This window comes from Spirosoma sp. 209, assembly GCF_002006735.1.
Classification (GTDB): Bacteria; Bacteroidota; Bacteroidia; order Cytophagales; family Spirosomataceae; genus Spirosoma; species Spirosoma sordidisoli.
Genome location: NZ_MVEC01000011.1, coordinates 187,194 through 213,317, shown reverse-complemented (window position 1 = coordinate 213,317; position 26,124 = coordinate 187,194). Strand labels below are relative to the sequence as shown.

Here is a 26,124-nt window from a genome sequence, read left to right as displayed (position 1 = left end):
GCCGTCGAAAAAATGAAAGAAGAACACGGGTCATTTCTTACTTTTGACCGAGTTATTTTTCTGCAATCCTGTGACAACAACAACCATTTCTCAAACCGTTGCCCGTCAGTTACTCACCGTACAGGCCGTTCGGTTGCAGCCCGATGCCCCGTTTCGATGGAGTTCGGGCTGGTTATCACCTATTTACTGCGACAATCGGGTTACCCTGGCGTATCCCGAAGTTCGAACCTACCTCAAGCAGGCCCTGGCCGAGGCCATCCGTCAGCACTTCCCCACCGCTGAAGTCATTGCGGGTGTGGCCACGGCGGGCATCCCACAGGGCGCCCTGGTAGCCGATGCGCTCGACCTTCCCTATTGCTACGTTCGGCCCGAACCTAAAGCCCACGGGATGGGAAAACAGATCGAAGGACGGCTGGAGGCCGGTCAGCGGGTCGTTGTCATCGAAGATTTGATCTCTACCGGAGGCAGCTCACTCAAGGTGGTTGATGCCCTCCGGGCAAACGGGGCCGACGTGCTGGGGATGGCAGCCATCTTTACCTACGGATTTCCCGTAGCCGATCAGAACTTCCAGGATCGGAACGTGTCGTTGGTGTGCCTGAGTACCTACGATGCGCTTCTTGCCGAAGCCCAGGCGATGAACTACATCACAGCCGATGCCATGACCTCCCTGGCAGCCTGGCGCCAAAATCCGGCCGAGTGGGGCCTGTAAGCTATGGCAACGATCACCGCCCGCATTGAGCGAACCCCCTACGAGACGCACCTGTCGACCGGGTCGCAGGTTATTATTGTTGATGAGCCTGCCGATGTGGGCGGGCAAGACCGGGGTATGCGGCCGGGCGAACTACTGGCCGGTTCGCTGGCCTCCTGCACCGTCATTACGCTACGGATGTATGCGGATCGGAAAGGCTGGCCCCTCGATACCATCGTGGCTCACGTGACCTATACCTTCGACCCCGAAACGAGCCGTTCGTTATTTGCCACAAAACTGGTCTTAACCGGTAACCTGGATGACAGCCAGCGGGCCCGGCTTCTGGAAATGGCAGACCGCTGCCCCATTCACCGAACCCTCGACAACCCGGTCGATTTTGACACCACTCTGGTCGAGCCCTAGCCTACGATAGGAATGAGGTACGGGGCAACAGCGTTTCCGGCAAACTGTTTATATTTGACAACCCCTTCTGGTTGCTACCATGAACGACGCGCCCGACATTACCAAGACCTACACCAACGGCGATATTACCATCGTCTGGAAGCCGAGTGTTTGTATTCACTCGAAGCTGTGCTGGACCCAGTTGATCGAGGTTTTTAACCCACGCGCCCGCCCCTGGGTAACGATGGACGGAGCCCCTACAGCCCGTATTGCCGAACAGGTAGACCGGTGCCCGTCAAAGGCGCTTAGCTACTTCAGAAACGAGGAGGCCATCCAGCCTGACCAGATCCAGGCCGAAAGCGTTGTAGAACCACTCCCGAATGGCCCCTTACTGGTGTACGGTAATCTGCGCGTCAAAGATGCCAGCGGACACGAAACCCAGAAGAATAAAGTGACCGCCTTCTGCCGCTGTGGTGCCAGCAGCAACAAACCGTACTGCGACGGTTCGCACGTTAAGGCCGGTTTCGTCGGGTAATCAGACAGGTAGTAACGACAAAGTAAATGCCGGGATTTGCCTGCCGGTTAGCAGAGCATAGCCCGGTCCCCTAAGGACCCAAACCAACGAATACGTGCAGCTTATTGATCAACTTATAGGCCAGACATCGCAGATTGCTTACTTCTCGGGAGCCAGCAATTATACCTGGCTTCAACTACGTAACGGCGACCGGCAGCTGCTGGCCAAGCCGTTGACCTACTTTGAGCAACGGCTACCGGGCTTCGTGCGTATCCACAAAACGGCCCTGATCAATCCGATGTACGTAAGTCAGGTATTTCCGCCCCTGCGCGCCAAGATGGCGGGTGCGGTACTGATGGAAGACGGCATTAAACTACCCGTAAGCCGCCGACGGTGGGAACAGGTTTTGCTGGAACTCCATCCGATCCGGTCTTCAACAGCCGCGGCCGATGAAACCAAGGGACAGATAGAGACAAACGCGACCACACCGGCTGTTTCTGCCGCCTGTATGGTGCTGGCGATTACGTCTGCCGATGGCCTGTCGGTTATTCGTCAGTGTATGGACGGTCTGGGGCTGACCTGTGCGCTCCACCATCTGGAACGTGGCGCAGAACTGGCATCGGCCCTGCAGCTGGCCCCGCCCGATGAGCAACCCACGCTGATTATCCTCGATGCCCGAGCCAACAAAGCTGACCGGGTGCTCACGCTAAGCGGCCTGAAGCGACATAAGCGCCTGCGGGCCATACCCGTCATCTGGCTGGCCGCCCGCGATGCCGATACAACCCAGGCTTACGAGCTGGACGCCAACTCGGTGATTGTTGTCTCCGACGACGACGCTTCGTTTACCCGGGCCATCGAGCAGGTGTGCCAGTACTGGCTCATGATCGTACAGCTCCCACCGTCGGTTGCCGTCCTGAGCCAGTAGCGCCTGAGTGGAAAAATTACCAGGATTTTGGTTAAAGCAGAGATATTTCGGTTCTGGGCAGCGTAGCCGTCTCCCACCAGAACAGGCGTAACTGATTAAAATAACGGGACCACTCTTCAGCGGTGGCCGGCTTGATCAGATACGACGCACAACCCCGCTGGTAGGCTTCCGCCACATCGGCCGGACTGTTTGAGTGACTCAGCAGAACAACCGGAACTTTTGCCATACCAGCAGGCATGGATTTGATCTTGTCCAGGAGCCGCCAGCCGCTCTGCCGCTCTGGCATGTATAAATCGAGCAGGATTAGCTTGGGCAACTCCCACTCCGCTTCGCAGCATTGCTCCAGGTATTGTATGGCTTCGGCTTCGCTGGCCGCTAACGTGGCTTTCACCTGGGGTAGACATTGCCCGACAACCCGGTTGATAATCATCCCATGGTCCGGGTTATCTTCTATAATCAATAGCTTCGCGTTCTTATAATTCTTTTGTACAATAGTATCTCCAGGCTGACGTGTGCCCATACGTTTCTGTAGGATGGTTTGTTTACAAATATAAAGTCTATAGTTTATATCTATATTATAAATCAGCGTTTAACTATCGAACAACTCCCTTATAAACAAAGTCCCGGCGACCTCACGATTGAAGCCGCCGGGACGCGTTTAGGGTTAAAAAAGAAAATTCTTCAGCCGGCATGGTCGCCACCAGGGCGCCATGTACCCGCTTAGTTGCCTGTCTCATCCCTTCGTCAGTGGCATGTAAACTTATTTTACCATTAGTATAGTGGTAAGTACACCTGATTAATGAGGCAACGGCCCTCCTGACGTAGACACACTGGCTTTTTGGTCAGCCAATCTCAAAAAGATCCATTGTCGATCAGGGGCGTTTGGAAGCTCTCTGCCTGTTCGACCTGCTGGAGCGACTCCATGAAAAAAGCGCCTGACAGCAATTTGCCAGACGCTTTTCATCCAGGTTTACCCGGTTAAGCTACGGCTTCGTAGAGTTCTTCACGCTGCTGCTTTACGCGGGCATCGGAGATGTACTCGTCGTAGGTCATTAGCTTGTCGAGGATACCCGCCGGGGTTATTTCAATGATCCGGTTGGCGACCGTCTGCGCGAACTGGTGGTCGTGGCTGGTAAACAGAACCGGGCCTTTGAAGTCGATCAGCCCGTTGTTCAACGACTCGATCGATTCGAGGTCGAGGTGGTTGGTGGGTTCGTCCAGCATGAGTACGTTGGCGCCGGAGAGCATCATCTTCGACAGCATACAGCGTACTTTCTCGCCCCCGCTCAAAACCGTGGCTTTCTTGAGCGACTCCTCGCCGGAGAAGAGCATCCGGCCCAGGAACCCACGGATAAAGCTCTCGTCTTTCTCGACCGAGTACTGCCGCAGCCAGTCGACCAGGTTCAGGTCGGTCTGGAAGAATTTATCTTTCTCGGCGTCGGTCGGGAAATACGACATGGTAATCGTAACGCCCCACCGGAACGTACCCGAATCGGCTTTGCGTTCGCCGGCCAGAATATCCATCAGGGCCGATACGGCCAGTCCGTCGCGGCTAAAGAGGAACAGTTTATCCTGCCGGTTTACCGTAAACGACATATTTTCGAACAGCTTCTGGCCGTCCTCCGCCGTATAGGTCAGGTTCTCGACGGTCAGGATCTGATCACCGGGTTCGCGCTCGGGTTTGAAGTTAACGTAGGGATATTTTCGCGACGATGGCTGAATATCTTCGATCGTAAGTTTCTCGAGCAGTTTGGCCCGGCTGGTAGCCTGCTTCGATTTCGACGCGTTGGCCGAGAACCGCCGGATAAACTCTTCCAGTTCTTTCCGTTTGTCTTCGGTCTTCTTGTTCTGGTCCTGACGCTGCCGCAGTGCAAGCTGGCTCGATTCGTACCAGAACGAGTAGTTCCCCGCAAAAAGCTTCACCTTGGCAAAATCAACGTCTACGATCTGAGTGCATACCTGATCCAGGAAGTGGCGGTCGTGCGAGACAACGATGACTGTGTTGTTGAAGTTGGCCAGGAAGTTCTCCAGCCACAGGCTCGACTCGACATCAAGGTTGTTGGTCGGCTCGTCGAGGAGCAGAATATCGGGGTTACCGAATAGCGCCTGGGCCAGCAGCACCCGCACTTTTTCGGAGCCGTTCAGGTCGCTCATCTGCGCGTAATGCTGATCTTCTTTGATGCCCAGTCCCGACAACAGCGCAGCCGCATCGGATTCGGCATCCCAGCCGTTCATCTCGGCAAATTCGGACTCCAGTTCAGCCGCCCGTTCCCCATCGGCGTCGGTAAAATCGGTCTTGGCGTACAGGGCATCTTTTTCCTGCGAAATATCATACAGGCGTTTGTTACCCATGATGACCGTTTGCAGGACCGGATACTCATCGTAGGCCGACTGGTTCTGATTCAGCACCGACATCCGCTCGCCGGGCGAGATACTGACATTGCCGGTTTGTGGTTCGATTTCGCCGGATAAAATTTTAAGGAACGTCGACTTCCCGGCCCCGTTGGCGCCAATGACACCGTAACAGTTGCCCGAAGTAAATTTTATGTTGACGTCGTCGAACAGGACCCGCTTCCCGTAGCGGAGTGAGACGTTTTGTACCGTGATCATGAGGTTGATTCGTGCTTGAAATACCGGGCAAAGATACGAAATTCTGGCGGGAAACGGGCGTCTCCCTCAGGCGAGCTGACCAATGGGACTTGTCGCTTCCCGGAATCCGGCCCGGGCCGGCAGCAGCTTACTAAGTAGGGCCCCAACGGTTTGGGCAATTGGTGCGCCGGTAGTAGACTTGCGCAACTTTTGATTAGTCTGATTATGCTGCATCCGTCTACGCTCACGTTTCTGAGCGATCTGAAAGAAAACAATAACAAACCCTGGCTCGATGCCAACCGGGCAACCTACGAAGCCGCCAAAGGCGATTTTATCCAGCTCGTGACGGCACTCATCGACGGCCTTTCCACAATCGACCCCGCTATCGCCGAATCCGGTTTACAGGCCAAGAACTGCCTATTCAGAATCAACCGCGACATTCGGTTTTCACCCAACAAATCACCCTACAAAACCAACTTCGGCGCCTGGCTGAACCCCGGTGGTAAAAAATCGGAGTCGGCAGGCTATTACCTGAACGTGCAGCCGGGCGGCAGCTTCGTGGCGGGTGGACTGTATATGCCCGATCCGGCCGCGCTATCCGCCGTTCGTCAGGAAATCGACTACAGCCTCGACGAATTTGAGGGACTGCTTAACCAGCCTGCATTTGCCCGGCATTTCAAGGGCCTCGACCGCAGCGATGCGCTGCAACGCCCGCCCAAAGGCTACACCGCCGACAACCCGGCGGTCGAGTACCTGAAGCTGAAGAGTTTCACCGTTTCGCACCCCTTATCCGATACCGACCTGACCAAACCGACACTCACGAAACGGGTTCTGGATGCGTTTGCTGCCCTGCAGCCACTCGTGCATTACCTGAACCGCGCCGTTTCCTGAGCATCGGCGTCTATTTAGGCAGGGCCATTTTGTAAAAGTCGGCGACGTGGCGGGTCATATCGATCAGCGCCGGCCGGTCGATGTACATCATATGGCCCGCTTCGTAATACGACATGGTTACATTGCTCTTCAGCGCGGGGTCGAGCATCATGTGGCTGAAGGTATACTCGGTAGCGAAATAGGGCGTTGCCATGTCGTAATAACCGTTGCAGACATGAACCTTCAGGTAGGGGTTCTTGGTCATGGCATTGCGTAGCGTTTCGGCGGTGTTCAGAAACTGGTTCTGCACGTTACTGTAGTTCCAGGGCCGTACGCGCCCGGTCAGGATCTCATAGGGCAGGTCGTTTTTGACGTTCAGTACCCGATGCAGGTGGTCGTTGACGGCCGTGGTAAACGGGCCGTAGATGGTGGCGTTGTAACTGGGGTCAAACTCGGTAGACTCACCCGCGCGGTCATAGTCGGAGGCCGTAAACCGACCGTCGAGCCGCCCTACGGTACGGCCCTGTTTGCGGAGCAGTTCTTTGGTGAATCGACTATCGCGGATGCGTAGGTTGCTGCCCAGCAGGTAATCTACCGAAAGGCCGGTAAACTTGTTTAGCTGCGCAGCTATGGTCTGCCGCTCGGCCGGCGTCAGCTTATCCCCTTTCATCAGCGCCAGGGTGTAATCGCCGGCTGCGTAGGCTTCAACCTCCTTCAGGAGGGTTTTCAGCTCTTTATAGGCCGGCACCTGCTTGTGGTACCAGGCCATGGCGGCATAGGTCGGCAGAAACAGGCTGTAGGGTAATTCGTTGCCGCCGATGGCAAATTGAATGGTCGTGAAGTCGAGTACGGCCGAGATCAGCACGATCCCGTTCAGGAACAGGCCGTGCCGATCCTGCAGGTACCCCGACAGGCCAGCCGACCGGGTAGTACCGTAGCTCTCGCCGGCCAGAAACTTGGGCGATCCCCAGCGATCGTAACGGGTAGTATACAACCGGATAAAATCACCAACAGACTGCAGATCTTCTACGTAGCCCGTAAACTCTTTTTTATCGACCCCCTCGGCCGGGCGACTATAGCCGGTCATGACGGGGTCAATAAAGACAAGATCCGTAAACGCCAGCCAGGTAAACTCGTTATCGGACACCGTATAGGGCGGGGCCAGCATGGCGCCATCGTCGCCCATCAGAATCCGTTTAGGGCCGAGCGCACCCATATGCAGCCAGACCGATGCCGAACCCGGTCCACCGTTGTACGTATACGTAATGGGACGACTGCCCGGGTTCGTCACGCCATCCCGGGTATAAGCAACAAAGAAAATGTTAGCCCGGATTTTACCGCTCTCGTCGCGTTGCGGCAGGTAGCCGGCCGTAGCTGTGTAGTTAATCTTCTGCACCACTCCACCCGCACCGGTTAGGGTGATGCTATGTTTGGTAACGGATAATTCCGGGTCTGGGAAAGAACTGGTTCGGGTAGCCAGGGTAACCGACGGATCGGCCTTTTGGGCGATGCCTGTATAGACGAGAAGTAAGCAGAGGGAGAGCGTCAGTAGACTTATTTTCATTTGTTTCGGTGGTAAGAAACAAATGTAGCAAAAGCCCCTTTACAACGCCAGATGAGCCGATTGGACCGACTCGCCATAGAAGACAGTAGCCTGCCGGTCGAAATCAGCGGTCGAGTCGGTCGTCAGGAAGGTGCGCTGCCCGCCCCGGCTGCACTGGGCTTCCAATTCCGGATGCCGCTGCAGGTAATTGACCAGGCTGTCGGCTACGATATGGCCCTGGCTCAGTACGGTCATGCCGGGCGGCACAAACTGGCGAATTTTTTCGAGAAGCAGTGGGTAATGCGTGCAGGCCAGCAGCAGCGTATCGATCCGGGACGAATGCGCCATCACCCGGTCAATATGCTGCTTCACGAAATAGTCGGCCCCTGGGCTGTTGTACTCGCCGTTTTCGACCAGCGGCACCCACATGGGACAGGCTTCCTGAAAGACGCGTAATTCTGGGAAAAACTTTTCGATCTCGACCACGTACGACTCGGAGGTTACCGTTCCGCGGGTAGCCAATATTCCGACCTCTCCGGTTTGCGAATACGTGCCGATCACTTCGGTGGTCGGTCGAATCACACCCAATACCCGCCGGTCAGGCGCCAGCCGGGGCAGGTCGAGTTGCTGAATGTTTCGCAGTGCTTTGGCCGATGCGGTATTACAGGCCAGGATCACGAGCCGGCACCCCCGGTCGAACAGGTGCCGCACACACTCGAGGGTATATTGATAAACGGTGTCGAAGGAGCGGGTACCGTAGGGTGTCCGGGCGTTATCGCCCAGATAGACATAGTCGTACTGGGGTAACGTCCGGACAATTTCCCGCAAGACGGTCAGGCCACCGTAGCCCGAGTCAAATACACCAATGGGTTGATTCATTAACACGCTAACAACTATCGCTTCGGGCCTACAGCATCGTAGATAACCACCTTCTCCCAGAGCGATGCGTAGTTGTTGCGGAACTCGTCGTGGATGGGGTGCTTCTGGTACGCTTCTTCGTCGGCGGGGCTGTCGAAAAAGCACAGCCACGAATAGGTGTAGGTCCGCTCAATCACGGCGCGGTTAGTAGCCGCCGGGGTACCGATATGCACCATTTTAATGGTTGGACACTTGGCCAGCTTGTTCAGCCCTTCCAGTAGTTTGGCCTTATCGGCTTCGCTACCGGGGTTTTTCAGGTAGAACATAACGTGGTGTATAAACAACTCTTTGGGAGCCGATACCTCGGGCAGGCTGACACCCAGACCGGCTGCTACCCCCCCTTTAACAAATGCTCTGCGCGATTGATGACTCATATACTTTTTGGTTACTGGTTTTGGTACAGATGCCGGGAAGGGGTGTTGACAAACGATGCCAGCGCCCGGCTGGGGAATAAGCATCGAGCTTCGGCCCCTGCGCCGAAGCTCGATTTCGGTTTACGCCAGCAACGCTTTGCCCTGTGCCAGAGCCGCATCCAGACCCGATGCGTCTGACCCACCCGCCGTAGCAAAGAATGGCTGGCCGCCCCCGCCCCCTCGGATGTTTTTAGCCAGCTCTTTTACCACCTGACCGGCATTCAGATTTCTTCCCTGAATGAGCGAATCGGGTAGCATGACGGCCAGTTGGGGCTTTCCGTTGATGTCGGCCCCCAATACCAGCGCCAGATTGTCGACTTTCGCTTTTAGGTCATAGGCGAGTTGCTTCAGCGCGTCGGCCGAGGGCACGTCAACACGTTCTACCAGCCGCGCATGGCCAGCTCCGTCGCTGCCGGTAAGGTTTTCAATTTTATCGAGCAGCTGGTTCTTCAGCTGTTGAACTTTTTCATTCTGCAGCGCTTCGACCTGCTTTTGCAATGCCGCCCGCTCATCGAGCAGCGCCTGTACCGCCTTTACGACATCTTTCGGGGCTTTGAGCAGTTCTTTCAACTCGCTGACAACCCCCATCTGTTCGTTGACAAGTTCTTCGGCGCCAACCGACGTCTTAGCCTCTACGCGCCGAATGCCCGTCGATACAGAGCCTTCGCCGGTAAATTTAAATAAACCAATATGCCCGGTAGCCGGTACGTGCGTACCTCCGCAGAGCTCGACCGAGTAGTTGGGATCGAACGTGATAACCCGCACGAAGTCACCGTATTTCTCGCCGAACAGGGCAGTGGCGCCCATATTTTTCGCCTGATCGATGGGTACGTTACGCTTTTCGTCGAGTTGGATGTCCTCTCTGATTTTCTCGTTCACGATCCGCTCCACGTCGGCCAGTTGCTCGTCGGTAACCTTGCTGAAGTGGGAGAAGTCGAATCGAAGGGCATCCGGGCCTACGTACGAGCCTTTCTGGGCCACATGCGTACCCAGCACATCGCGCAGAGCCGCATGGAGCAGGTGAGTAGCCGAGTGGTTGCTGGAGGTCAGCATCCGGCGATCAGCGTTCACGATAGCCTTTACACCATCGGCCAGGGCTAGAAACTCGTCCAACTCGTCAATATCAATGCGATTTGCGAGGTCAGGCCAGGTAACCACCTTACTGCCGTCATCTAATGTAGACAAAGTAGCGTTAGGCGGGAAAACCTGCCAGTTGGTTTCCGTTTCCTGATAAGGAACGCTGTTAACGCCTGTTGCTGAAGCGGGATTGACGATATGAATGGTCAGATCGTTTTCCTTTTTCGTATCCACCACGTCCAGCGAACAAAACAACGTACCTGCTTTGCTCAGGCGTAAGCTGCCGATATCGCCAATTTGTCCGCCCGATTCAGCATAGAAAGGCGTTTCGGCCAATACGATCTGGTATTGAGCACCCTGTTTGTTCTGGACTTTACGATATTTAACAATCGTAGTTGTTGTTTCGAGCTGATCGTAGCCTACAAACCGCGAACCCATTCCAGATTCAGTCAGTTCAATCCAGTCGCCGGCTGAGGAGGTAGCGTCCTTGCGCGAACGAGCTTTCTGCTCCTGTAGGGCTTTCTGGAAACCCGCTTCATCGATGCTAAGCCCTTTTTCGCGGGCAATCAGCGCCGTCAGGTCGGCCGGAAAACCGAAGGTATCGTTCAGTTCGAAGACCGTTTCGCCGGGTATCTCCGACTTTCCTTCGCTCGCTAACTGACCAATGATCTGGTCCAGACGTCCCAGTCCGGTTCCGAGCGTTCGCAGGAAGGCAATTTCTTCTTCGCGAATGACGGTAGCCACAAAATCGCGCTGGGCGTTCAATTCAGGGAACACATCGGCAAACTGCATGGCCAGCGTCGGTACGAGTTTGGTCATGAACGGCTCGGTCAGATTCAGGTACGAGTAGCCGTACCGAATGGCCCGGCGCAGAATCCGCCGAATGACGTAGCCCGCTTTGGCGTTGCTCGGTACCAGCCCGTCGGCAATGGCGAACGACACGGCCCGGATGTGGTCGGCAATGACGCGCATCGCTACGTCAGCCATGCCTTTGCCGGCCTCGTATTTCCGGCCCGACAGTTCTTCGATCACCTGAATGGTGCCCGAGAAAACATCGGTATCGTAGTTCGATTGTTTGCCCTGGATAGCCATGCACAGGCGTTCAAAGCCCATACCCGTATCGACATGGCGGGCGGGCAGTTCTTCCAGCGAGCCGTCGGCTTTGCGGTTGAACTGCATAAATACGTTGTTCCAGATTTCGACAACCTGCGGATGGTCGGCGTTCACCAGCTCTTTACCCGGCGTAGCTGCCACCTCGTCGGGGGAGCGCAGGTCGATGTGAATCTCCGAACAGGGACCGCATGGCCCCGTATCCCCCATTTCCCAGAAGTTGTCTTTTTTATTACCCAGAATGATCCGCGACTCGTCCGGTTCGCCGTCGCGACCGAGGATTTCTCTCCAGATGTCCCACGACTCCTGATCGAAGGGTACGTTATCCCGCTCATCTCCTTTGAAAACCGACACGTAGATCCGGTCTTTGGGAAGTTTGTATACTTCGGTCAGCAGTTCCCACGACCAGGCCAGTGCTTCTTTCTTGAAATAATCGCCAAACGACCAGTTGCCGAGCATCTCGAACATGGTGTGGTGATAGGTATCGAAACCAACGTCTTCGAGGTCGTTGTGCTTACCGGACACCCGCAGGCACTTCTGCGTATCGGCCACGCGGGGCGACGGTGGCGTGCCATTGCCGAGAAAGAAATCCTTGAACTGCGCCATCCCGGAGTTATTGAACATCAGCGTAGGGTCGTTCTTGGCGACCAGCGGGGCTGAGGGCACAATCAGGTGTTGTTTGGAGCGGAAGAAGTCGAGAAAATGTCGACGTATTTCGTGGGAAGTCATAATAGAATCAATCAGTTGCCCGCTCAATCATTTATTTCGGGATCCACCAGGGCTACCGGTCGATCCACCAGGCGGGGCGTCGGCAAATTTACACGAAAACTTGCGTTTTTCGGGTCTGCGTGGCAGGTTTGTCAGATGGAAAGCGAGGGCAAACTGTATTACGGCATCAAGGAAGTAGCCGAGTTATTCGGGATCAACGCGTCGAAGTTACGGTTCTATGAAAAGGAGTTCCCCATGCTCCAGCCCCGAAAAAATCGCTCCGGCGATCGGGTTTATACGCAGGCTGACCTCGACCTGCTCCGCGACATTCTGGACCTGACGCAGGCTAAAGGCTATACCCTGGCCGGTGCCCGCGAATTCCTGAAAAGTCGGGATGTCAACCGCCAGCAGAATGCCCGCTACATCGCCAAACTCCGTGAGATCAAATCCTTCCTGGAAAAAATTCGCGACGACCTGAACACGCCGGTCGACAATGCTATCGATGATTCGCCGGTTTGAAAATCAGGGTCGTACGACCCCGGTACACCGGTTTAAAAACCGGTGCTAGTCATGTTCTTCCGCCTTGTAGAATCCAGCTCGGTACGACCCATGACTAGCACTGGCCTTTAGGCCGGTGCATTGAATTGACCGGCACCTGATACACCGGTTTAAAAACCGGTGCTAGTCATGTTCTTCCGCCTTGTAGAATCCAGCTCGGTACGACCCATGAATAGCGTCGGCCTTCAGGCCGGTGCACCAAATTACAGCGCGTTCAGAAAAGCGATTAGAGCCTGCTTTTCGCCGGGCGTCAGATTCAGTTTATCTGCAGGTAACGTCTGGTTGTCGACACGAAGGCCCAGGCCGTTGCCTCCGCCTTTGTTATAAAAATCGATAACCTGATCGAGCGTTTGATACACGCCATTGTGCATGTAGGGAGCGGTTTGGGCTACGTTGCGAACGGTCGGCGTTTTGAACGCGTGTTTCTGAAGGGTAATCCCGGTGGTCCGAAATTTACCCAGATCCGGATCAAGCTGGTTATTGTCGGCTGTAGCGGGTGTACCCAGCACCTCACTTTCGGTTTTCTGATAAGCGGGCGGCACCGTGCCGTTGAATAAGGGGTAAAAGTGGCAGGTGGCACATTTTGCTTTACCCATGAACAGATTGAAGCCATGCTTCTCTTCAGCCGATAGCGCAGCCTGCTTTTCGTTCCGTAACGCCCTATCTACCCGCGAGTTCAGGCTGGTCAGCGACCGGACATAACTCGCAATGGCGTTCTTCAGATTTTGTTCGGTCACCCCGTCGCGGTAGGTCTTGCTAAATGTAGTCTGATACACTTGGCTGGCCCGGAGTGCCTTTACCGCGTCGGGTAGTGAGCCGTGCATCTCATCGGCGTTTTCGATCACGTCGCTGGCCTGGTCTTCGAGGAAGGTTACCCTCGAATCGGCAAACTGAGCGGCCTGTAAAGCCGCGTTTACCAATGTGGGCGCATTACGGGCAATACGCCGACCACCGAAACCGACGGCCAGACTTTTCGGCTCGCCATCCGTAAACGCTTTATCGGGTTGGTGGCAGGTGGCACAGCTGCGGTTGGCATCACCCGACAGAATGGGGTCGTAAAACAGCATTTTCCCCAGCGCAATCCGGCTGGGCGTGGCCCGATCGTCACGACTGTTCACAAAATAGTTTGGGTCGAAGGCGTCCCGATCATTGAGCGTCCGGGCCGAAGCGGACAGGAGACGACTTTCCTGAAACACTGGAATGCCAAGGGCCTGTTGCGCGTCGAGCAGTAAGCCACTCAGCACATTGGCGTGTTGGGTGATGTAGCCAAACCGGTCGAACTCGGTAAAACTCTGCTCTTTTTGTAAAGCGCCGATAGCACCGGCAAAGGCCCCGTCGAGCCGCTCGGCCAGGTCGGGTTGCTGGTCAGCCAGGTCGTAGAAGCGGAGGTGTTGGTGTAAACTTTGCAACGAGGCTACAGCTTCCGGCAGCGAATGATTGGCAACGGGCGAGTCGAACCCGGTGATGCCGAGCGAAACGAGCCGAAACACTTCGAGCCGTATGGCATCAAAGACGTGGCTGTCGGTCATCTCGTTATCCGTGGCGACCCGGGTCAACCGCCCCACATTGGCCTGTAACAGCGCCAGCTGCCCGCGCAATTCGCCCCGGTTGGCCGGGTCGTAAGGAAATACTAGTTCTTCGATTACCTGAAAGCCCTCCGGCTTGATTTCCCGCTGTAACCCATCATCTTCTTCCACCTCGGGCAAGGCAGGCCCATTCAGGCTTTTGGCCGTTTCGGGATTGTACAGCTCGACCAGAAACTCAACCTGTTTGTAAGCCAGACGAGCTGAATCAAATGCAGCCTGAATCCGGATCTCCGACCACTGCGCATCAACGGCTCGATTCAGGTGCCGCACGGCTGAGTCAAGCTGCGCAATATCATGCAGGTATTTACTCTTAACCTGTTGTAGTGGCGTTTGCCGGGACGTCCATACCCTATACAGGCTCAAAAACGCCAGACAGGCAATCAGGACAATACCTATCCGGAATGCGTATCGGGGCTGTTGACGCGCTACTGTCGACGTAGTTTGTTGGGTAACCATTTTTACAAACGGCAAAATCAGCTTTATGAGAAGTAAAAAGCCTGACCAACCCGGGGTTGGTCAGGCACGTACTATACGTCTGTCGATCTAGCGGGGCAGCCCTTTTACGACGATAAGCTGACTGGCCTGGTTTTCGTCGGGTCGTTTGGTTCCCCCGTCAACAGCCTTGTACTTATCCCCTCGCCAGGTGTGCGGCTGAACGGCAATGATGAAGGTATCGGCAAATCCGACCTGATCCGATACGTCGATCATTGCACCATACTCCCAGGCGCCGAACCGCGATGCACCCCCTACATTGTATTTTGCGGCATCGGAAGCCGTCCGGCGGTGATCCAGTTCGATAACCGGCTTAAACTCGTTCGTTTTCAGGTTCAGCTGGTAGATGTACGAATCGTGGGTTTCGTCGCCATAGCTATTCGGGTCTTCCTGGGTGTAGAGGTAATTCTCCGTCACTACGATATTATCCACATTCTGAAACGTTTTGGCATTACCCGCGCGGTCGTCGCCATCCAGCACTACTTCGAGTGTTGCTTTGAGTGGATCGGCGGCATCCATCGTCAGGCGGTATACCCGACCGTATTTTGAGCGCGAATAATCGGCGTTGGGTCCCGATGTCGCCTGGCCCGTAACGTTGAAGTAGACTTCGCGGCCCGTGCTTTTCTTGCGGTAGTCGATGTCTTCGACCCGCCCAAATTTGATGGCCTTGAGGTCGTTTACTTTGGCGTTGATCTGCGCGCCCGTCAGGGTTTTGTGGTTGTCGATCCTGACGAACTCGACCGGGAACTTGGCCCCCACTTTCATATCCATTTCGCGCTGGTTGCCGTCGGTGCGTTTCAGCATGTAGAGCGAGCCGTTATCCAGGTCTCCCACGGTATTGGAGAGATATAGGGCCAGCTGCCCCCCGTTCACGTCCGAATCGTCGTCGCCGATCAGGATGGCTGTTTTACCGGCATAGGCCTGCTTGGGCAGCGGCACTGCGTTCTCGGCACTCCAGCGGCCCAGCCCGGCGATTTCTTTAGATACGCTCGCGGTTCCTACGTCGCCAAAGGGGTTCACCCCGTGCGTGCGCGACTCCTGGCCACTTTCGCCACAGGTCAGATACAAGGGCCCAAATCCGTGTTCTTCGGCCGTGGCCATCGTGGCCGAACAAAGGCGCCATACGCCCCCATCGGAGTTCAGGATATATTCTCCCTTGACCGGCTTAAAGGTTTTGTCGAGGGTAATGCGCGATACGGCGAAGTTGTCTTCGTGGTTTACGAGCAGCGTAAAGGTGCCGTCCGCATTTTTCAGCATGCCTGCTCCATCGGCCGAACCCCCAAAAACAAAGTTAGGTGACTGATCCAGTTTATCGTCGCTGCCGACAAGTGAGAAAATCTCGACGTTGTTGACACCGGTCATGGCTTTGGCCAGAGCAGGCGTAACGGATTGGTTTTTCAGTACTACCTCGTTAGCTGACTGTGTGCTTGGGTTTTCTTCATTACTGCAGGCCACAGCCACGAACAATGAAAGCAGCACAGTAGAGGATAGTAAAAGTCTGTTAGAAAGCATTGGCTAGTGTTTTTTGTACAGGAAACTTTTCACAAAAATACTCCCGCGATTTTTTCGAACAGTGCTTCGGTAATTATCTCACCGCTACCTTTTTACTAACCAATTTAATACATAGTTTACATACCATTCTTTGACAAGCCACTTCTGTTGGGTTTACGCCTGAAAAGCAGTAAGCTTGCAGAGGCTGCTCGCCAGCCCTCTCATTTCCGTAACTTCTTTGCTTTATCCAAACGTGTCTACCGACGCTCATTCTCAAGTTGCCCTCACCCTCGTTCCGGGCCTGGGCAGTATTCTGATTCGACAACTGATCAGCTACTGCGGATCGGCCCCGGAGGTCTTCCGGTCGCCCCTGGCCCGCCTGCTGAAAGTACCCGGCATTGGCGACATAACCGCCCGGGCCATTCGTACTTCCGACGCGCTGACGGCTGCCGAGCGGGTACTGAAACGACTCGAAACCCTCGGCGCTACGCCCCTTTTCTACACCGACAAAGCCTACCCGGCCCGACTGAAAACCTTCTACGACGCCCCGGCCCTGTTGTACTGGCAGGGCGCTGGTGACCTGAACGCCCCCCGCACGATTGGGCTGGTTGGCACCCGGCAGGCCACTGACTATGGCCGGCGAATCACTACCGATATAATCGATGCACTAGCGCCCTACCATGTCACCGTCATCAGCGGCCTCGCCTATGGCATCGACATTGCCGCCCACCGGGCCAGCCTGACCAACGGACTGCCAACCATAGGCGTCATGGCCAGCGGACTAGACGTGGTTTACCCATCGGTCCATCGGCGAACAGCGCAGGAGATGCTGTCCCAGGGCGGCCTGTTGACCGAGAGTATTCCGGGTACCAAACCCGACGCCCATCTGTTTCCGGCCCGCAACCGGATCATTGCCGGTCTGAGCGATGCCATTGTTGTGGTAGAAGCAGCCGCCAAAGGGGGCGCCCTCATTACGGCCGAGTACGCCAACAACTACCACCGCGACGTTTTTGCGGTGCCGGGCCAGCTGAACCAGACCTTTTCGGCGGGTTGTAACAAACTCATCCGGGAAAACAAAGCGCAGATTTATACCAGCCCGGCGGATCTGATCGAAGCCCTCAACTGGGATCAGCCAGTGGGTCAGCATCCGCGCGGCAATACAGCCCCGGTCCTGCCCGTAGACGTAACCGATGAAGAAAGTCAAGTCCTGGCCCTGTTGCGGCAATCGACCGACCTGCACATCGACGAGCTAAGCTGGCAGTCGCAGATTCCGATGGGCCGCCTGGCTTCGCTCCTGCTCAATCTGGAGTTTCGGGGGTTTGTTCGATCCCTACCGGGTAAGAAGTATTCGGTAGTGTATGTGTAGGCATTTCGTCTTTCAGCCCCACGCCCGATAGCTGCCGCGTTTTCATTTCGGTCAGCAGGTACGCAAGTTTCTGGGCGGCAGGCTCGTACGGCAATCCTTCGGGTCGGATGTTGGACACGCAATTGCGCGACTCGTCGGTCAGACCCGGGCGGGGTTTGTAGGTGAGGTAAGCGCCCAGACTATCGGGCGATGACAGGCCCGGCCGTTCGCCAATCAGAACCAGTACCATACTGGCCCCCAGCGCGTGTGCAATCTCGTCGCCGATAGCTACTCGCCCCTGCTGCACCAGACAGATCGGCGCCACCGACCAGTTCAGGCTGCGTATCAACCGAAGCAAGGCCGACACAACGGGTACCGCATGTGTATTGACCGCCGTAGCCGACAAGCCGTCGACGATGACGATAGCCAGTTCGATGCCGTTCGCCCCTTCGTTATCGCGGGCTAAACGGGCCAGGTTGGCGACCGATGTTTCGTGCAGTCTGCGACCCAGATCAGGCCGTTTTAGATACGTGGCGCGATCGGCAGCCTGACTTTGGAACGAGCGGGCTTCGGCACCCAGCGCCCGAATGTCGCTCAACAGCTGCTCGTCATCGAGTACCGAATAAACGGCATCGCGGGCCCGGGCGTGGTCAAGTTGAAAATCCAGCAACGCCCGGGTCGGCAGACTGTTGCCTACCCGCCCCTGTGCAATGCGCGCTCGGGTATGTGCCTGTAGAAAAGACCACGGATCTGCGTTCATACAGGCAACCTACGAAAACAACAGCTGGTACACAAGCGGTGCGACAGGCGACCGGGTACAGGCCTGTAGTCACTGTTGGTCCATTCTCGATCTATTCGCTTGCTCACAGCCGGCGTACCCCGGTCCAGTGCGTACGGCAATTTTCGGCTGGGCTACATACACGGAAACACCGTTCGGCCTATATTGCCCGTCAATGCCGCCGAACCAAGGCGGAGCAAAACCCAGCTGGCGTTTACAGCCGGCGCCTGACAACACCTCAACACGTTTCCGAATGACTAGTCTCACACGCCTTTCTCTGTTCTTTTTACTACTCGGCACACTGTCTGCTACCGCCCAGTCGGCCAAACGCTCGGGCAATCCGGTATTTCCGGGCTGGTATGCGGATCCGGAAGGAGCCATTTTTGGCAATCGGTACTGGATCTACCCTACGTACTCCGACAAGTATGAGAAGCAGGTTCATTTTGATGCCTTCTCATCGCCCGATCTCGTCACCTGGACCAAGCACCCGCGTATTCTCGACTCGTCGGCGGTGAAGTGGGCCAAAAAAGCGATGTGGGCGCCCGCTATCGTGCAGAAAGGGCGCCAGTATTTCCTCTTTTTCGGCGCTAACGATGTCCACCCCGGCGAAGTAGGAGGTATTGGGGTTGCCGTAGCCAACAACCCCGCCGGCCCTTTCCGCGATTACCTCGGCAAACCGCTGGTCGGTGAAGTTCATAACGGTGCCCAGCCCATCGATCAGTTTGTTTTCCGCGATACCGACGGTAAAGAGTATCTCATCTACGGCGGCTGGGGCCATTGCAACATTGCCCAGCTGACAGGCGATTATAAGGGGTTCATTCCCTTCGCCGACGGCACCACGTTCCGCGAGATTACCCCCAAAGATTACGTAGAAGGGCCAATCATGTTCGTACGAAACGGACGCTACTATTTTATGTGGTCGGAGGGCGGCTGGACGGGTCCCAACTATTCGGTAGCGTATGCGGTGGGGTCCTCTCCGTTCGGCCCATTCGAGCGCGTTGGCAAAGTGTTGCAGCAGGACCCGACCGTAGCGACCGGCGCTGGCCATCATTCGGTCATCAACGTACCCGGCACCGACGACTGGTACATCATCTACCACCGCCGTCCGCTTACCGAAACCGATGGCAACCACCGCGAAACCTGCATCGACAAACTGTATTTCGACGAGAAAGGCGCCATTAAACCGGTTCGGATCACCAAAGAAGGGGTTGAAGCCCGGCGTTTGTAGAACCCCGCTACATACCGCTCAGCAGCCGATGCCCCGTGCCGGCGGGTAGTAGTTGACCCTGGTCGTTCAGCAGGCCCATGCTCATAAGCCAGTGTTCAAACTCGGGCGCCGGTCGGCGGTTGAGCAGCTTTCGGATGTACAGCGCATCGTGGAAACTCGTACTCTGGTAGTGCAGCATCACATCATCGGCGCCCGGAATGCCCATGATGAACGTTACCCCGGCGGTGCCGAGTACCGTGAGCAGGGTGTCCATATCGTCCTGGTCGGCCTCCGCGTGGTTGGTATAGCAGATATCGACACCCATCGGCAAGCCCAGCAGTTTGCCGCAGCAATGATCCTCCAGCCCGGCGCGAATAATCTGTTTGCCGTCATACAGGTATTCAGGCCCAATGAACCCAACGACTGAGTTGACCAGCAGCGGCTCAAACGCCCTCGCTACGGCATAGGCCCGGACTTCGGCGGTTTGCTGATCCAGACCACAGTGGGCGTTGGCCGATAGCGCACTCCCCTGCCCTGTTTCAAAATACATAACATGCTGCCCGAGCGTACCGCGCTTCAGCGAACGGGTTGCCTCCAGCCCTTCCTGTAATAAGCCGAGGTTCACCCCGAAGGATGCGTTCACGCCTTCGGTGCCGCCAATACTCTGAAACGCCAGATCGACGGGAGCGCCCTGCTCCACCGCCTGCAGGGTCGTGGTCAGGTGGCTCAGCACACAGGTCTGCGCCGGAATAGAAAACCGCTCCCGAACGCTGTCGAGCATATCCAGCAGCCGGATGGTTGTCTGCACATGATCCGTAGCGGGGTTGATACCGATTACGGCATCTCCGGCTCCGTAGAGCAGCCCATCGACCAGGCTGGCCGCAATGCCCCGCACATTATCGGTGGGGTGATTGGGCTGGAGCCGGGTGCTGAGTCGACCGTTCAGGCCGATGGTATTCCGAAACCGGGTGATGACCTCACATTTGGCCGCCACTGTAATCAGATCCTGGTTCCGCATCAGTTTCGAGACGGCCGCTACCATTTCGGGGGTTAACCCCGGTTGCAGCTGGCGAAGCGTATCGGTATCGGTGGTCAGGCTCAACAGGTAATCGCGCAGGCCGCCCACGGTCAGATGCCGGATCGGCTGAAACGCCCCGGCATCGTGCGAGTCGATGATGAGCCGGGTCACTTCGTCCTGCTCGTAGGGCACGACAGCTTCGGCCAGAAAGGTGGTGAGCGGCAGGTCGGCCAGGGCCATCTGAGCCGCCACCCGTTCTTCTGCCGACCGGGCCGCTACACCCGCCAGTTCATCGCCCGACCGCCGGGGGGTGGCGCGGGCCAGCAGCGTCCGCAAATCATCGAATACATACCTGGTCTGACGAACTGTATGTCGGTACGGCATGGGCAATCAGCGGTTGAAAACGAAGGACGTAAAGATGACAAAATTAGCAGCGGGTAGGATTACCTTTCTCCAGGCTTCATACACTAGTAATATACATTAAATCAATTAATTATTATGGGAAAAGGCGACAAGAAGTCACGGAAAGGCAAAATTTCGATGGGGTCGTATGGCAACACTCGTCCGCAGCATCCCAAAAAGTGGACCGCCCCTAAACCGGCTCCCAAACCGGTCGATTAACACGCGAAAAATGGGTTCCGACTGTTACTACGCGCTGTAGTGACAGTCGGAACCCATCGTTTTAATACCTTACCGGCCGGGTATGTCCGGCAGCTACCGGGTTTTTGCCTTCGTTGGCTTTGTCGCTGCGGGCTCCGGGGTCGGAGGGCCAACTGGCTCAGGTTCAGACATCGGTGCAGACTGCCGGTTGCGACCTTCCCGGAAGATGACAAACCCAATCAGCGCAATCAGCAGCACGTTGGCAATGAGATCGATGGTATCGCCGGTTTTGGCAGCGGGCGGATCGAACCGAAACTCGACCGTATGTTTACCCGCCGGTATGCGCAGCGCCCGCAGCACATAGTTGGCCCGTAGCTGCTGAACGGGTTTCCCGTCGATCAGTGTCTGCCAGTCTTCGTTACCCCGGTAGTAGATTTCCGAGAAGACGGCTACCCCGTCGCGGGCGGCATTGACCTCGTAGATCATCTTGTCGGGCCGGTAGTTCGAAAGCCGGATTGTACTGCCGGTCGGGTCGAGGGTGGCAGGCAGGCCCGACAGCTGCGCAGCGAATCGCTTATCGACCACGGCCGTATCGCGTGGATTCAGGGTCTTCATGGCCGCAATCTCCGCATCGGCGCCTTCTACCGTCTGTACTGTTTTGACGAACCAGGCGGCTCCGAGCACCTCCGGATTAGGTAATACAACCGGCCCCGTCGGCGCCTGTTGCGGGTTATTGGGGTCCTGCTCGCCCTGCCGAATGACGTACTTGACGTTCAGCATATTCAGTATGTTGAGCGTATTGGGCTGGAAAGCATACGTAATCAACTCCTGATACCGCCGAAGTTTAGCCGCGTGATACCCACCAATGGACCGGTGGAAGTAGGACGCGCGGTTGCTGTTCATAAAATCGGAAGTCTGGTCGAACACCCGGAAGCCGGGCGTCTTATCCTGCAAAATCTGCTCGTCGGCGGGTGTTGGTTCAAACACCTGACTGGCCTGTGCTTTCGTGACAAAATCGGCATTGTTCAGGTAGCGTTTATCGACACCGAACAGGTCGAATATCACCAGCGCCAGCAGCACCGGATAAAAGACAATGGGCTTGATTTTATCGGTGATCAGCGCCCAGACAGCACCCGCCGTCAGCAGGATCAGGATGAACGACCGGAAGGCATCGCTCCGGAGCAGCCCCTGCCGGTCGCTGATGAGGGCGGGCAGAAACTCTTTGCCCGCTTCGCCGAAATAGCGCGCCATCATGTCGGCATCGGTCGGCGTCTGAAAGCTGAACAGGGTACCGCCCAGCAGCGCCAGGATCAACGCCAGGCCACCGGTCAGGCCAAAGCTGATCAGCAGCGGCTGTCGGAGTTGCGCAAACGTCCATTTCTGGCTTACGAGGCTCTGCAGGGCCATGGCCGCTCCAATCCCGATAAACAGCTGCGCCAGGCAAAGCGCCATGGTCATAGCCCGGAATTTGTTCAGGTACGGCAGGTAGTCGAACAGCAGGTAGTTGATGGCCGCCAGGTTTTTACCCCAGGCCAGCACAATCATAAGCCCAGCCGCACTCAGCAGCCACCACCGGATGGGGTTGCGGATCACGAACATTCCCAGCACGAACAGAAACAGCAGTGCCGCCCCCGCATAGGCCGGGCCTCCTACCATCGGCTGATCGCCCCAGTAGGTTGGCGTACCCAGCTCCACAAACTGCTGCGCCTGGGCGGGGTCGAGCCCCCGATTCACGAGTGCCTTGTAAAAGTCAGAACCGGTACCGAGACCGCCCCCCGACGCGCCCCCGAAGGCATTTGGCACCAGCAGCGTGAGGGTTTCGGCCTTGCCGTAGCTGTAGCTGAACGCGTATTCTTTGTCGAGCCCGTTTCGGGCTCCGCTTTCGGCCGATTTCCCGTCCGGATTGGTTGTTTTGGCCGTCAGCTCCGACGTGCCCCGAATGGTTTCCTTCGTGTATTGATTCAGCACGAGCAGGCGCTTGCCAAAGCTGCCACCGGCCAGAACACCCGCCAGGGCCAGCGTGGCCAGGCCCATAGCCAGTTGCCGGCCTTTACCCGCCTGCACCAGGGCAATTCCTTCAACGAGTATGTACAGGCCGATGGTCATGAACAGGTAGTACGTAATCTGAATGTGGTTGGCCCCCAGCTCCATACAGCCAAACAGTCCGGTCAGGGCGGCCCCGAGCCAGTATCGTCCGCGAAGCGCCAGTACCACCCCGGCCAGCAGGCCAGCCCCAAACCCCATAGCAAACAGTTTGGAAATATGCCCGGCCTCGAGGCTGACGATGCCGAAGGTGCCGAACCCGTAGGCAATAGCCCCCAGCGCCGACAGCCACGCATTAGCCCCCAGCACAACCAGCAGCAGGTACGCGCAAAACATGACCACAAAGACAACCGAGGCTGTGTTGGGCAACAGGCCCACAACCCCCATAACGGCTTTGTAAACAAATATGTAGGGATAGTTAAAGTCGATCATATAGGCGGGCATACCGCTGAAAACCGCATCGGTCCAGAGTGGTTTCTCGCCCGATTGCTGGCCGATCTCACGAATTTCGCGGGCTGAGGCAACCGCCTGCTGTACATCGCTCATGCTTAAGGTCTTGCCCGACATGACCGGCGAGAAATAAATGATAGCCAGCACCAGCAGACCCACCACAGCGATCAGGTGTGGGCGCAAACGTTGGAAAAATGTAGGTTGTTTCATACAATGCAGTCAGTACACTGCCCAAAGATACAGGTTTACCAGAAAACGGACGGCGCACCCGCCGGATTGTTACGGGGAACCGGTATCTCCGCCGACAAACACGCAACCGAACGGGTCTTTTTTGCGTACGGGGGGTATGCGCTACATCGTTGTTTTCGCTCAACAGGAAATTGGTTACGCGGTCGGTTTCGATACCTACGCCGACGCGACCGATTTTTTATACTGGGGATACGAGGAGTACCAGCTGATTCCCTACGGGACCTTCGACGCCCTCACGGGTGAAGTATGGCCCTACCAGCACCGGGGCGAACGGGTAGCCGATGTCGATGAACAACTGATCAGCCGCACCGCGCTCGACTACCTCCGATCAGCCATCCGCCGGATTTCCTGACCCGATCGCATAAAAACCCGTCGGGTCTCTCCTCCGATTGGCTAAGCAAGACACGAAAAAACCCGGCTCTAACGGGTAGAACCGGGTTACAATTGGTCATCGTCTGGCAGCTTACACCATCAGAATGTCTTTTTCCTTAGCCGCGAATACCTCTTCGATGCGGGCGATAAACGCGTCGGTGAGTTTCTGAACCCGCTCTTCGCCCTGCTTGACGGCATCTTCCGAAACGCCTTCTTTGACCAGCTTACGGATGTCATCGTTGGTGTCTTTGCGGATGTTACGTACGTTCACCTTGGCCACTTCCACCTCCTGTTTTACTTTTTTCACCAGGTCGCGCCGACGTTCTTCGGTCAGGGGGGGCACGTTGAGCCGGATCATTTCCCCGTCGTTGTTGGGGGCCAGGCCTACGTTCGAGTTCCGGATTGCTTTTTCTACTTCACCGATGAGTTTCCGCTCGAACGGCTTCACCACGATGGTTCGCGCGTCGGGCGTATTGACGGAGGCCACCTGGTTCAGGGGCGACATCATCCCGTAGTACTCGACCTGTATACCGTCGAGCATCTGAGCACTGGCCTTACCGGCACGAATTTTTGTCAGTTCAATGGCCAGGTGCTTCAGCGCCTTCTCCATCGTGTCTTTTGCATCGTCGAGAAATAGCTCGATCTCTTCCATTCTTTTTTACAGTTTACTGTATTCAGTGTACCGTTTTAACCAGCAGCGATAACTCAGGGCTAACGCAGCCGCTATGTAGGCAGGCATTGGCTCACCAGAACCGGCAAAACAAACCCCGGGCTACTTAGTTCGACGTCACCAGCGTGCCCGTATCGCTATCGCCCTGGATGACCCGGAGCAGACTACCGGCCTCATTCATGTTGAAAACAATGATGGGCAGGTTATTCTCCTGACAGAGGGTGAAAGCGGTCAGGTCCATGACGTTCAGTTTCTTCTCGTAAACGTCCTCGAACGAAATGGTGGTATACCGGGTAGCCGTTTTGTCTTTCATCGGGTCGGCCGTATAGACACCGTCTACCTTGGTTCCCTTCAGCACCACGTCTGCCTCTACCTCGATAGCCCGCAGGCTGGCGGTGGTATCGGTAGTGAAGTACGGACTTCCGGTACCGGCCCCGAAGATCACAACCCGCCCTTTTTCGAGATGCCGCACAGCGCGCCGACGTACGTAGGGTTCGCACACCTGCTCCATCTTGATCGCCGACATGACGCGGGTATACATCCCGTGTTTTTCGAGGGAGCTCTGGATAGCCATGGCATTGATAACCGTAGCCAGCATACCCATGTAGTCGCCCTGCACCCGGTCGATACCAGACCGCTCGCCCGATACGCCCCGGAAGATGTTGCCTCCGCCGATGACTATGGCGACCTGCACACCCAGATCGACAACCTGTTTGATTTCTTTACTGTATTGCTCCAGTACGGCAGGGTCGATGTTGTAACCGCTGGGACCGGCCAAAGCCTCTCCGCTTAATTTGAGCAGAATTCGTTTGTACTTCGTTGATGTCATGCGGGGTGATTTTTGCGGGGGCAAAGATAGGGAAAAAAGGAGAAGGCAGGAAGGATGGAGCCGAGGAAAGCAGCAAACGAAAAGTCGGTAAACCCGTCAAAAGCCCGGCCGAAAACCCGCTTTGGCTAACCGAACTCGATCAGTACCTGTCCTTTTTCGACGCGGTCTCCTTTCTGAACACGAATGGCTTTCACGGTGGCCTCGGCGGGCGCTTTTATTGTGTTTTCCATCTTCATAGCTTCCAGAATCAGCACCGTATCTCCTCTCTGCACAGTGGCCCCCACCGCTACCGTAATGCCTACGATCAGGCCCGGCATCGGTGCTTTCAGGTCGCCGATTTTGGCCGCGGCTGCGCTGCTCATGCCCATTTTTTCGAGCAGGAGGTCGAAGCGGTCTTTCAGCTGAATGGTATGAATACGCCCGTTTATTTTCAGGACAACGGTTTTAGCTGCCGCGTTCAGCTCCAGCACTTCGGCATTGTAAGAACGGTTCTGGTAGAGGATATGCAGGGTACGATCCGTAAGTCGGACCAGGTCCCAGCTGAAAGGCTCGCCGTTGAGCACCGGGCCCGTTGCTGAAAAATTGATGGTAGCCGGTTGTTGATCGAGGGTTGTCTGGTACATGGGTTATGGTTTGGTAAGGGCGTTGGATAACCCGAACGAAAATCGATCACAAGTAA

24 protein-coding genes are annotated in these 26,124 nt (G+C 56.2%); 10 read left to right on the top strand and 14 right to left on the bottom strand.

Going from position 1 to position 26,124, the window contains the following annotated elements; all coding sequences use genetic code 11:
* The first annotated feature begins 70 nt into the window (after nt 1-70).
* The 4 genes from pyrE to B1C80_RS19135 all read left to right on the top strand — a co-directional run bounded on the left by pyrE (nt 71) and on the right by B1C80_RS19135 (nt 2,529).
* Complete coding sequence (pyrE, locus tag B1C80_RS19150) at nt 71-709, top strand: orotate phosphoribosyltransferase (protein ID WP_077922873.1); 639 nt, start codon at nt 71-73, stop codon at nt 707-709.
* 3 nt (nt 710-712) lie between these two features.
* A complete protein-coding gene (locus B1C80_RS19145) occupies nt 713-1,111 on the top strand; it encodes an OsmC family protein (RefSeq protein WP_077922814.1) in 399 nt (132 codons plus the stop codon).
* 79 nt (nt 1,112-1,190) lie between these two features.
* A complete protein-coding gene (locus B1C80_RS19140) occupies nt 1,191-1,625 on the top strand; it encodes a (4Fe-4S)-binding protein (protein WP_077922813.1) in 435 nt (144 codons plus the stop codon).
* 94 nt (nt 1,626-1,719) lie between these two features.
* Nucleotides 1,720-2,529 (top strand): response regulator transcription factor, encoded by an 810-nt coding sequence (locus tag B1C80_RS19135; protein WP_077922812.1) that lies wholly within the window; start codon nt 1,720-1,722, stop codon nt 2,527-2,529.
* Between the two features lie 31 nt (nt 2,530-2,560).
* Here the strand turns inward: B1C80_RS19135 and B1C80_RS19130 are convergent, their stop codons facing one another.
* Nucleotides 2,561-3,049 (bottom strand): response regulator, encoded by a 489-nt coding sequence (locus tag B1C80_RS19130; RefSeq protein ID WP_077922811.1) that lies wholly within the window; start codon nt 3,047-3,049, stop codon nt 2,561-2,563.
* A gap of 458 nt (nt 3,050-3,507) precedes the next feature.
* Nucleotides 3,508-5,139 carry an ABC-F family ATP-binding cassette domain-containing protein gene (locus tag B1C80_RS19125; protein WP_077922810.1) on the bottom strand — a complete coding sequence of 544 codons (1,632 nt, stop codon included), beginning with the start codon at nt 5,137-5,139 and terminating at the stop codon, nt 3,508-3,510.
* A gap of 204 nt (nt 5,140-5,343) precedes the next feature.
* Here B1C80_RS19125 and B1C80_RS19120 point away from each other — a divergent pair, with 204 nt between their 5' ends.
* Nucleotides 5,344-6,009, top strand: coding sequence for a DUF2461 domain-containing protein (locus B1C80_RS19120; RefSeq protein WP_077922809.1), 666 nt, complete (start codon nt 5,344-5,346; stop codon nt 6,007-6,009).
* 10 nt (nt 6,010-6,019) lie between these two features.
* On the opposite strand, the gene B1C80_RS19115 is transcribed toward B1C80_RS19120, so the two are convergent.
* The 4 genes from B1C80_RS19115 to alaS all read right to left on the bottom strand — a co-directional run bounded on the left by B1C80_RS19115 (nt 6,020) and on the right by alaS (nt 11,778).
* On the bottom strand, nt 6,020-7,552 hold the full coding sequence (locus B1C80_RS19115; RefSeq protein ID WP_077922808.1) for a S10 family peptidase: 1,533 nt from the start codon (nt 7,550-7,552) through the stop codon (nt 6,020-6,022).
* 39 nt (nt 7,553-7,591) lie between these two features.
* On the bottom strand, nt 7,592-8,410 hold the full coding sequence (gene murI / locus B1C80_RS19110; protein ID WP_077922807.1) for a glutamate racemase: 819 nt from the start codon (nt 8,408-8,410) through the stop codon (nt 7,592-7,594).
* A 14-nt stretch (nt 8,411-8,424) separates the two neighbouring features.
* Complete coding sequence (locus B1C80_RS19105; RefSeq protein ID WP_077922806.1) at nt 8,425-8,823, bottom strand: Dabb family protein; 399 nt, start codon at nt 8,821-8,823, stop codon at nt 8,425-8,427.
* 120 nt (nt 8,824-8,943) lie between these two features.
* Entirely contained in the window at nt 8,944-11,778 is a 2,835-nt protein-coding gene (gene alaS / locus B1C80_RS28740) for an alanine--tRNA ligase (RefSeq protein ID WP_236648837.1), read from the bottom strand.
* A gap of 135 nt (nt 11,779-11,913) precedes the next feature.
* Between alaS and B1C80_RS19090 the strand changes: the two genes are divergently transcribed.
* Nucleotides 11,914-12,276, top strand: coding sequence for a MerR family transcriptional regulator (locus tag B1C80_RS19090; protein ID WP_077922805.1), 363 nt, complete (start codon nt 11,914-11,916; stop codon nt 12,274-12,276).
* A 242-nt stretch (nt 12,277-12,518) separates the two neighbouring features.
* Here the strand turns inward: B1C80_RS19090 and B1C80_RS19085 are convergent, their stop codons facing one another.
* Both B1C80_RS19085 and B1C80_RS19080 read right to left on the bottom strand, forming a co-directional pair.
* Nucleotides 12,519-14,357 (bottom strand): cytochrome c peroxidase, encoded by a 1,839-nt coding sequence (locus tag B1C80_RS19085; RefSeq protein WP_077922804.1) that lies wholly within the window; start codon nt 14,355-14,357, stop codon nt 12,519-12,521.
* An 87-nt stretch (nt 14,358-14,444) separates the two neighbouring features.
* Nucleotides 14,445-15,872, bottom strand: a complete 1,428-nt coding sequence (locus B1C80_RS19080) for a hypothetical protein (RefSeq protein ID WP_236648836.1) — start codon at nt 15,870-15,872, stop codon at nt 14,445-14,447.
* Between the two features lie 265 nt (nt 15,873-16,137).
* On the opposite strand from B1C80_RS19080, the gene dprA reads away from it, so the two are divergent.
* A complete protein-coding gene (dprA, locus tag B1C80_RS19075; RefSeq protein ID WP_077922802.1) occupies nt 16,138-17,250 on the top strand; it encodes a DNA-processing protein DprA in 1,113 nt (370 codons plus the stop codon).
* On the opposite strand, the gene eutC is transcribed toward dprA, so the two are convergent.
* Nucleotides 17,183-17,989, bottom strand: coding sequence for an ethanolamine ammonia-lyase subunit EutC (gene eutC / locus B1C80_RS19070; protein WP_077922801.1), 807 nt, complete (start codon nt 17,987-17,989; stop codon nt 17,183-17,185). The genes dprA and eutC overlap by 68 nt on opposite strands.
* Before the next feature lie 271 nt (nt 17,990-18,260).
* Between eutC and B1C80_RS19065 the strand changes: the two genes are divergently transcribed.
* Nucleotides 18,261-19,235, top strand: a complete 975-nt coding sequence (locus B1C80_RS19065) for a glycoside hydrolase family 43 protein (RefSeq protein WP_077922800.1) — start codon at nt 18,261-18,263, stop codon at nt 19,233-19,235.
* A gap of 7 nt (nt 19,236-19,242) precedes the next feature.
* Here the strand turns inward: B1C80_RS19065 and B1C80_RS19060 are convergent, their stop codons facing one another.
* The gene (locus B1C80_RS19060) at nt 19,243-20,616 is read right to left on the bottom strand and encodes an ethanolamine ammonia-lyase subunit EutB (RefSeq protein ID WP_077922799.1); all 1,374 of its coding nucleotides are present in this window, start codon (nt 20,614-20,616) and stop codon (nt 19,243-19,245) included.
* 114 nt (nt 20,617-20,730) lie between these two features.
* On the opposite strand from B1C80_RS19060, the gene B1C80_RS19055 reads away from it, so the two are divergent.
* Nucleotides 20,731-20,853 carry a 30S ribosomal protein THX gene (locus B1C80_RS19055; RefSeq protein WP_077922798.1) on the top strand — a complete coding sequence of 41 codons (123 nt, stop codon included), beginning with the start codon at nt 20,731-20,733 and terminating at the stop codon, nt 20,851-20,853.
* A gap of 93 nt (nt 20,854-20,946) precedes the next feature.
* Here the strand turns inward: B1C80_RS19055 and B1C80_RS19050 are convergent, their stop codons facing one another.
* Nucleotides 20,947-23,508: a hypothetical protein gene (locus tag B1C80_RS19050; RefSeq protein ID WP_369822714.1), complete on the bottom strand. Its 2,562-nt coding sequence runs from the start codon at nt 23,506-23,508 to the stop codon at nt 20,947-20,949.
* A 163-nt stretch (nt 23,509-23,671) separates the two neighbouring features.
* Here B1C80_RS19050 and B1C80_RS19045 point away from each other — a divergent pair, with 163 nt between their 5' ends.
* The gene (locus tag B1C80_RS19045) at nt 23,672-23,926 is read left to right on the top strand and encodes a hypothetical protein (RefSeq protein WP_077922796.1); all 255 of its coding nucleotides are present in this window, start codon (nt 23,672-23,674) and stop codon (nt 23,924-23,926) included.
* Nucleotides 23,927-24,037: 111 nt separating this feature from the next.
* On the opposite strand, the gene frr is transcribed toward B1C80_RS19045, so the two are convergent.
* The 3 genes from frr to B1C80_RS19030 form a co-directional block, all read right to left on the bottom strand.
* Nucleotides 24,038-24,598: a ribosome recycling factor gene (gene frr / locus B1C80_RS19040; RefSeq protein WP_077922795.1), complete on the bottom strand. Its 561-nt coding sequence runs from the start codon at nt 24,596-24,598 to the stop codon at nt 24,038-24,040.
* A 124-nt stretch (nt 24,599-24,722) separates the two neighbouring features.
* Nucleotides 24,723-25,445, bottom strand: coding sequence for a UMP kinase (gene pyrH, locus B1C80_RS19035; protein ID WP_077922794.1), 723 nt, complete (start codon nt 25,443-25,445; stop codon nt 24,723-24,725).
* A gap of 125 nt (nt 25,446-25,570) precedes the next feature.
* Nucleotides 25,571-26,068 (bottom strand): acetyl-CoA carboxylase biotin carboxyl carrier protein subunit, encoded by a 498-nt coding sequence (locus B1C80_RS19030; protein ID WP_077922793.1) that lies wholly within the window; start codon nt 26,066-26,068, stop codon nt 25,571-25,573.
* Between the last annotated feature and the right edge of the window lie 56 nt (nt 26,069-26,124).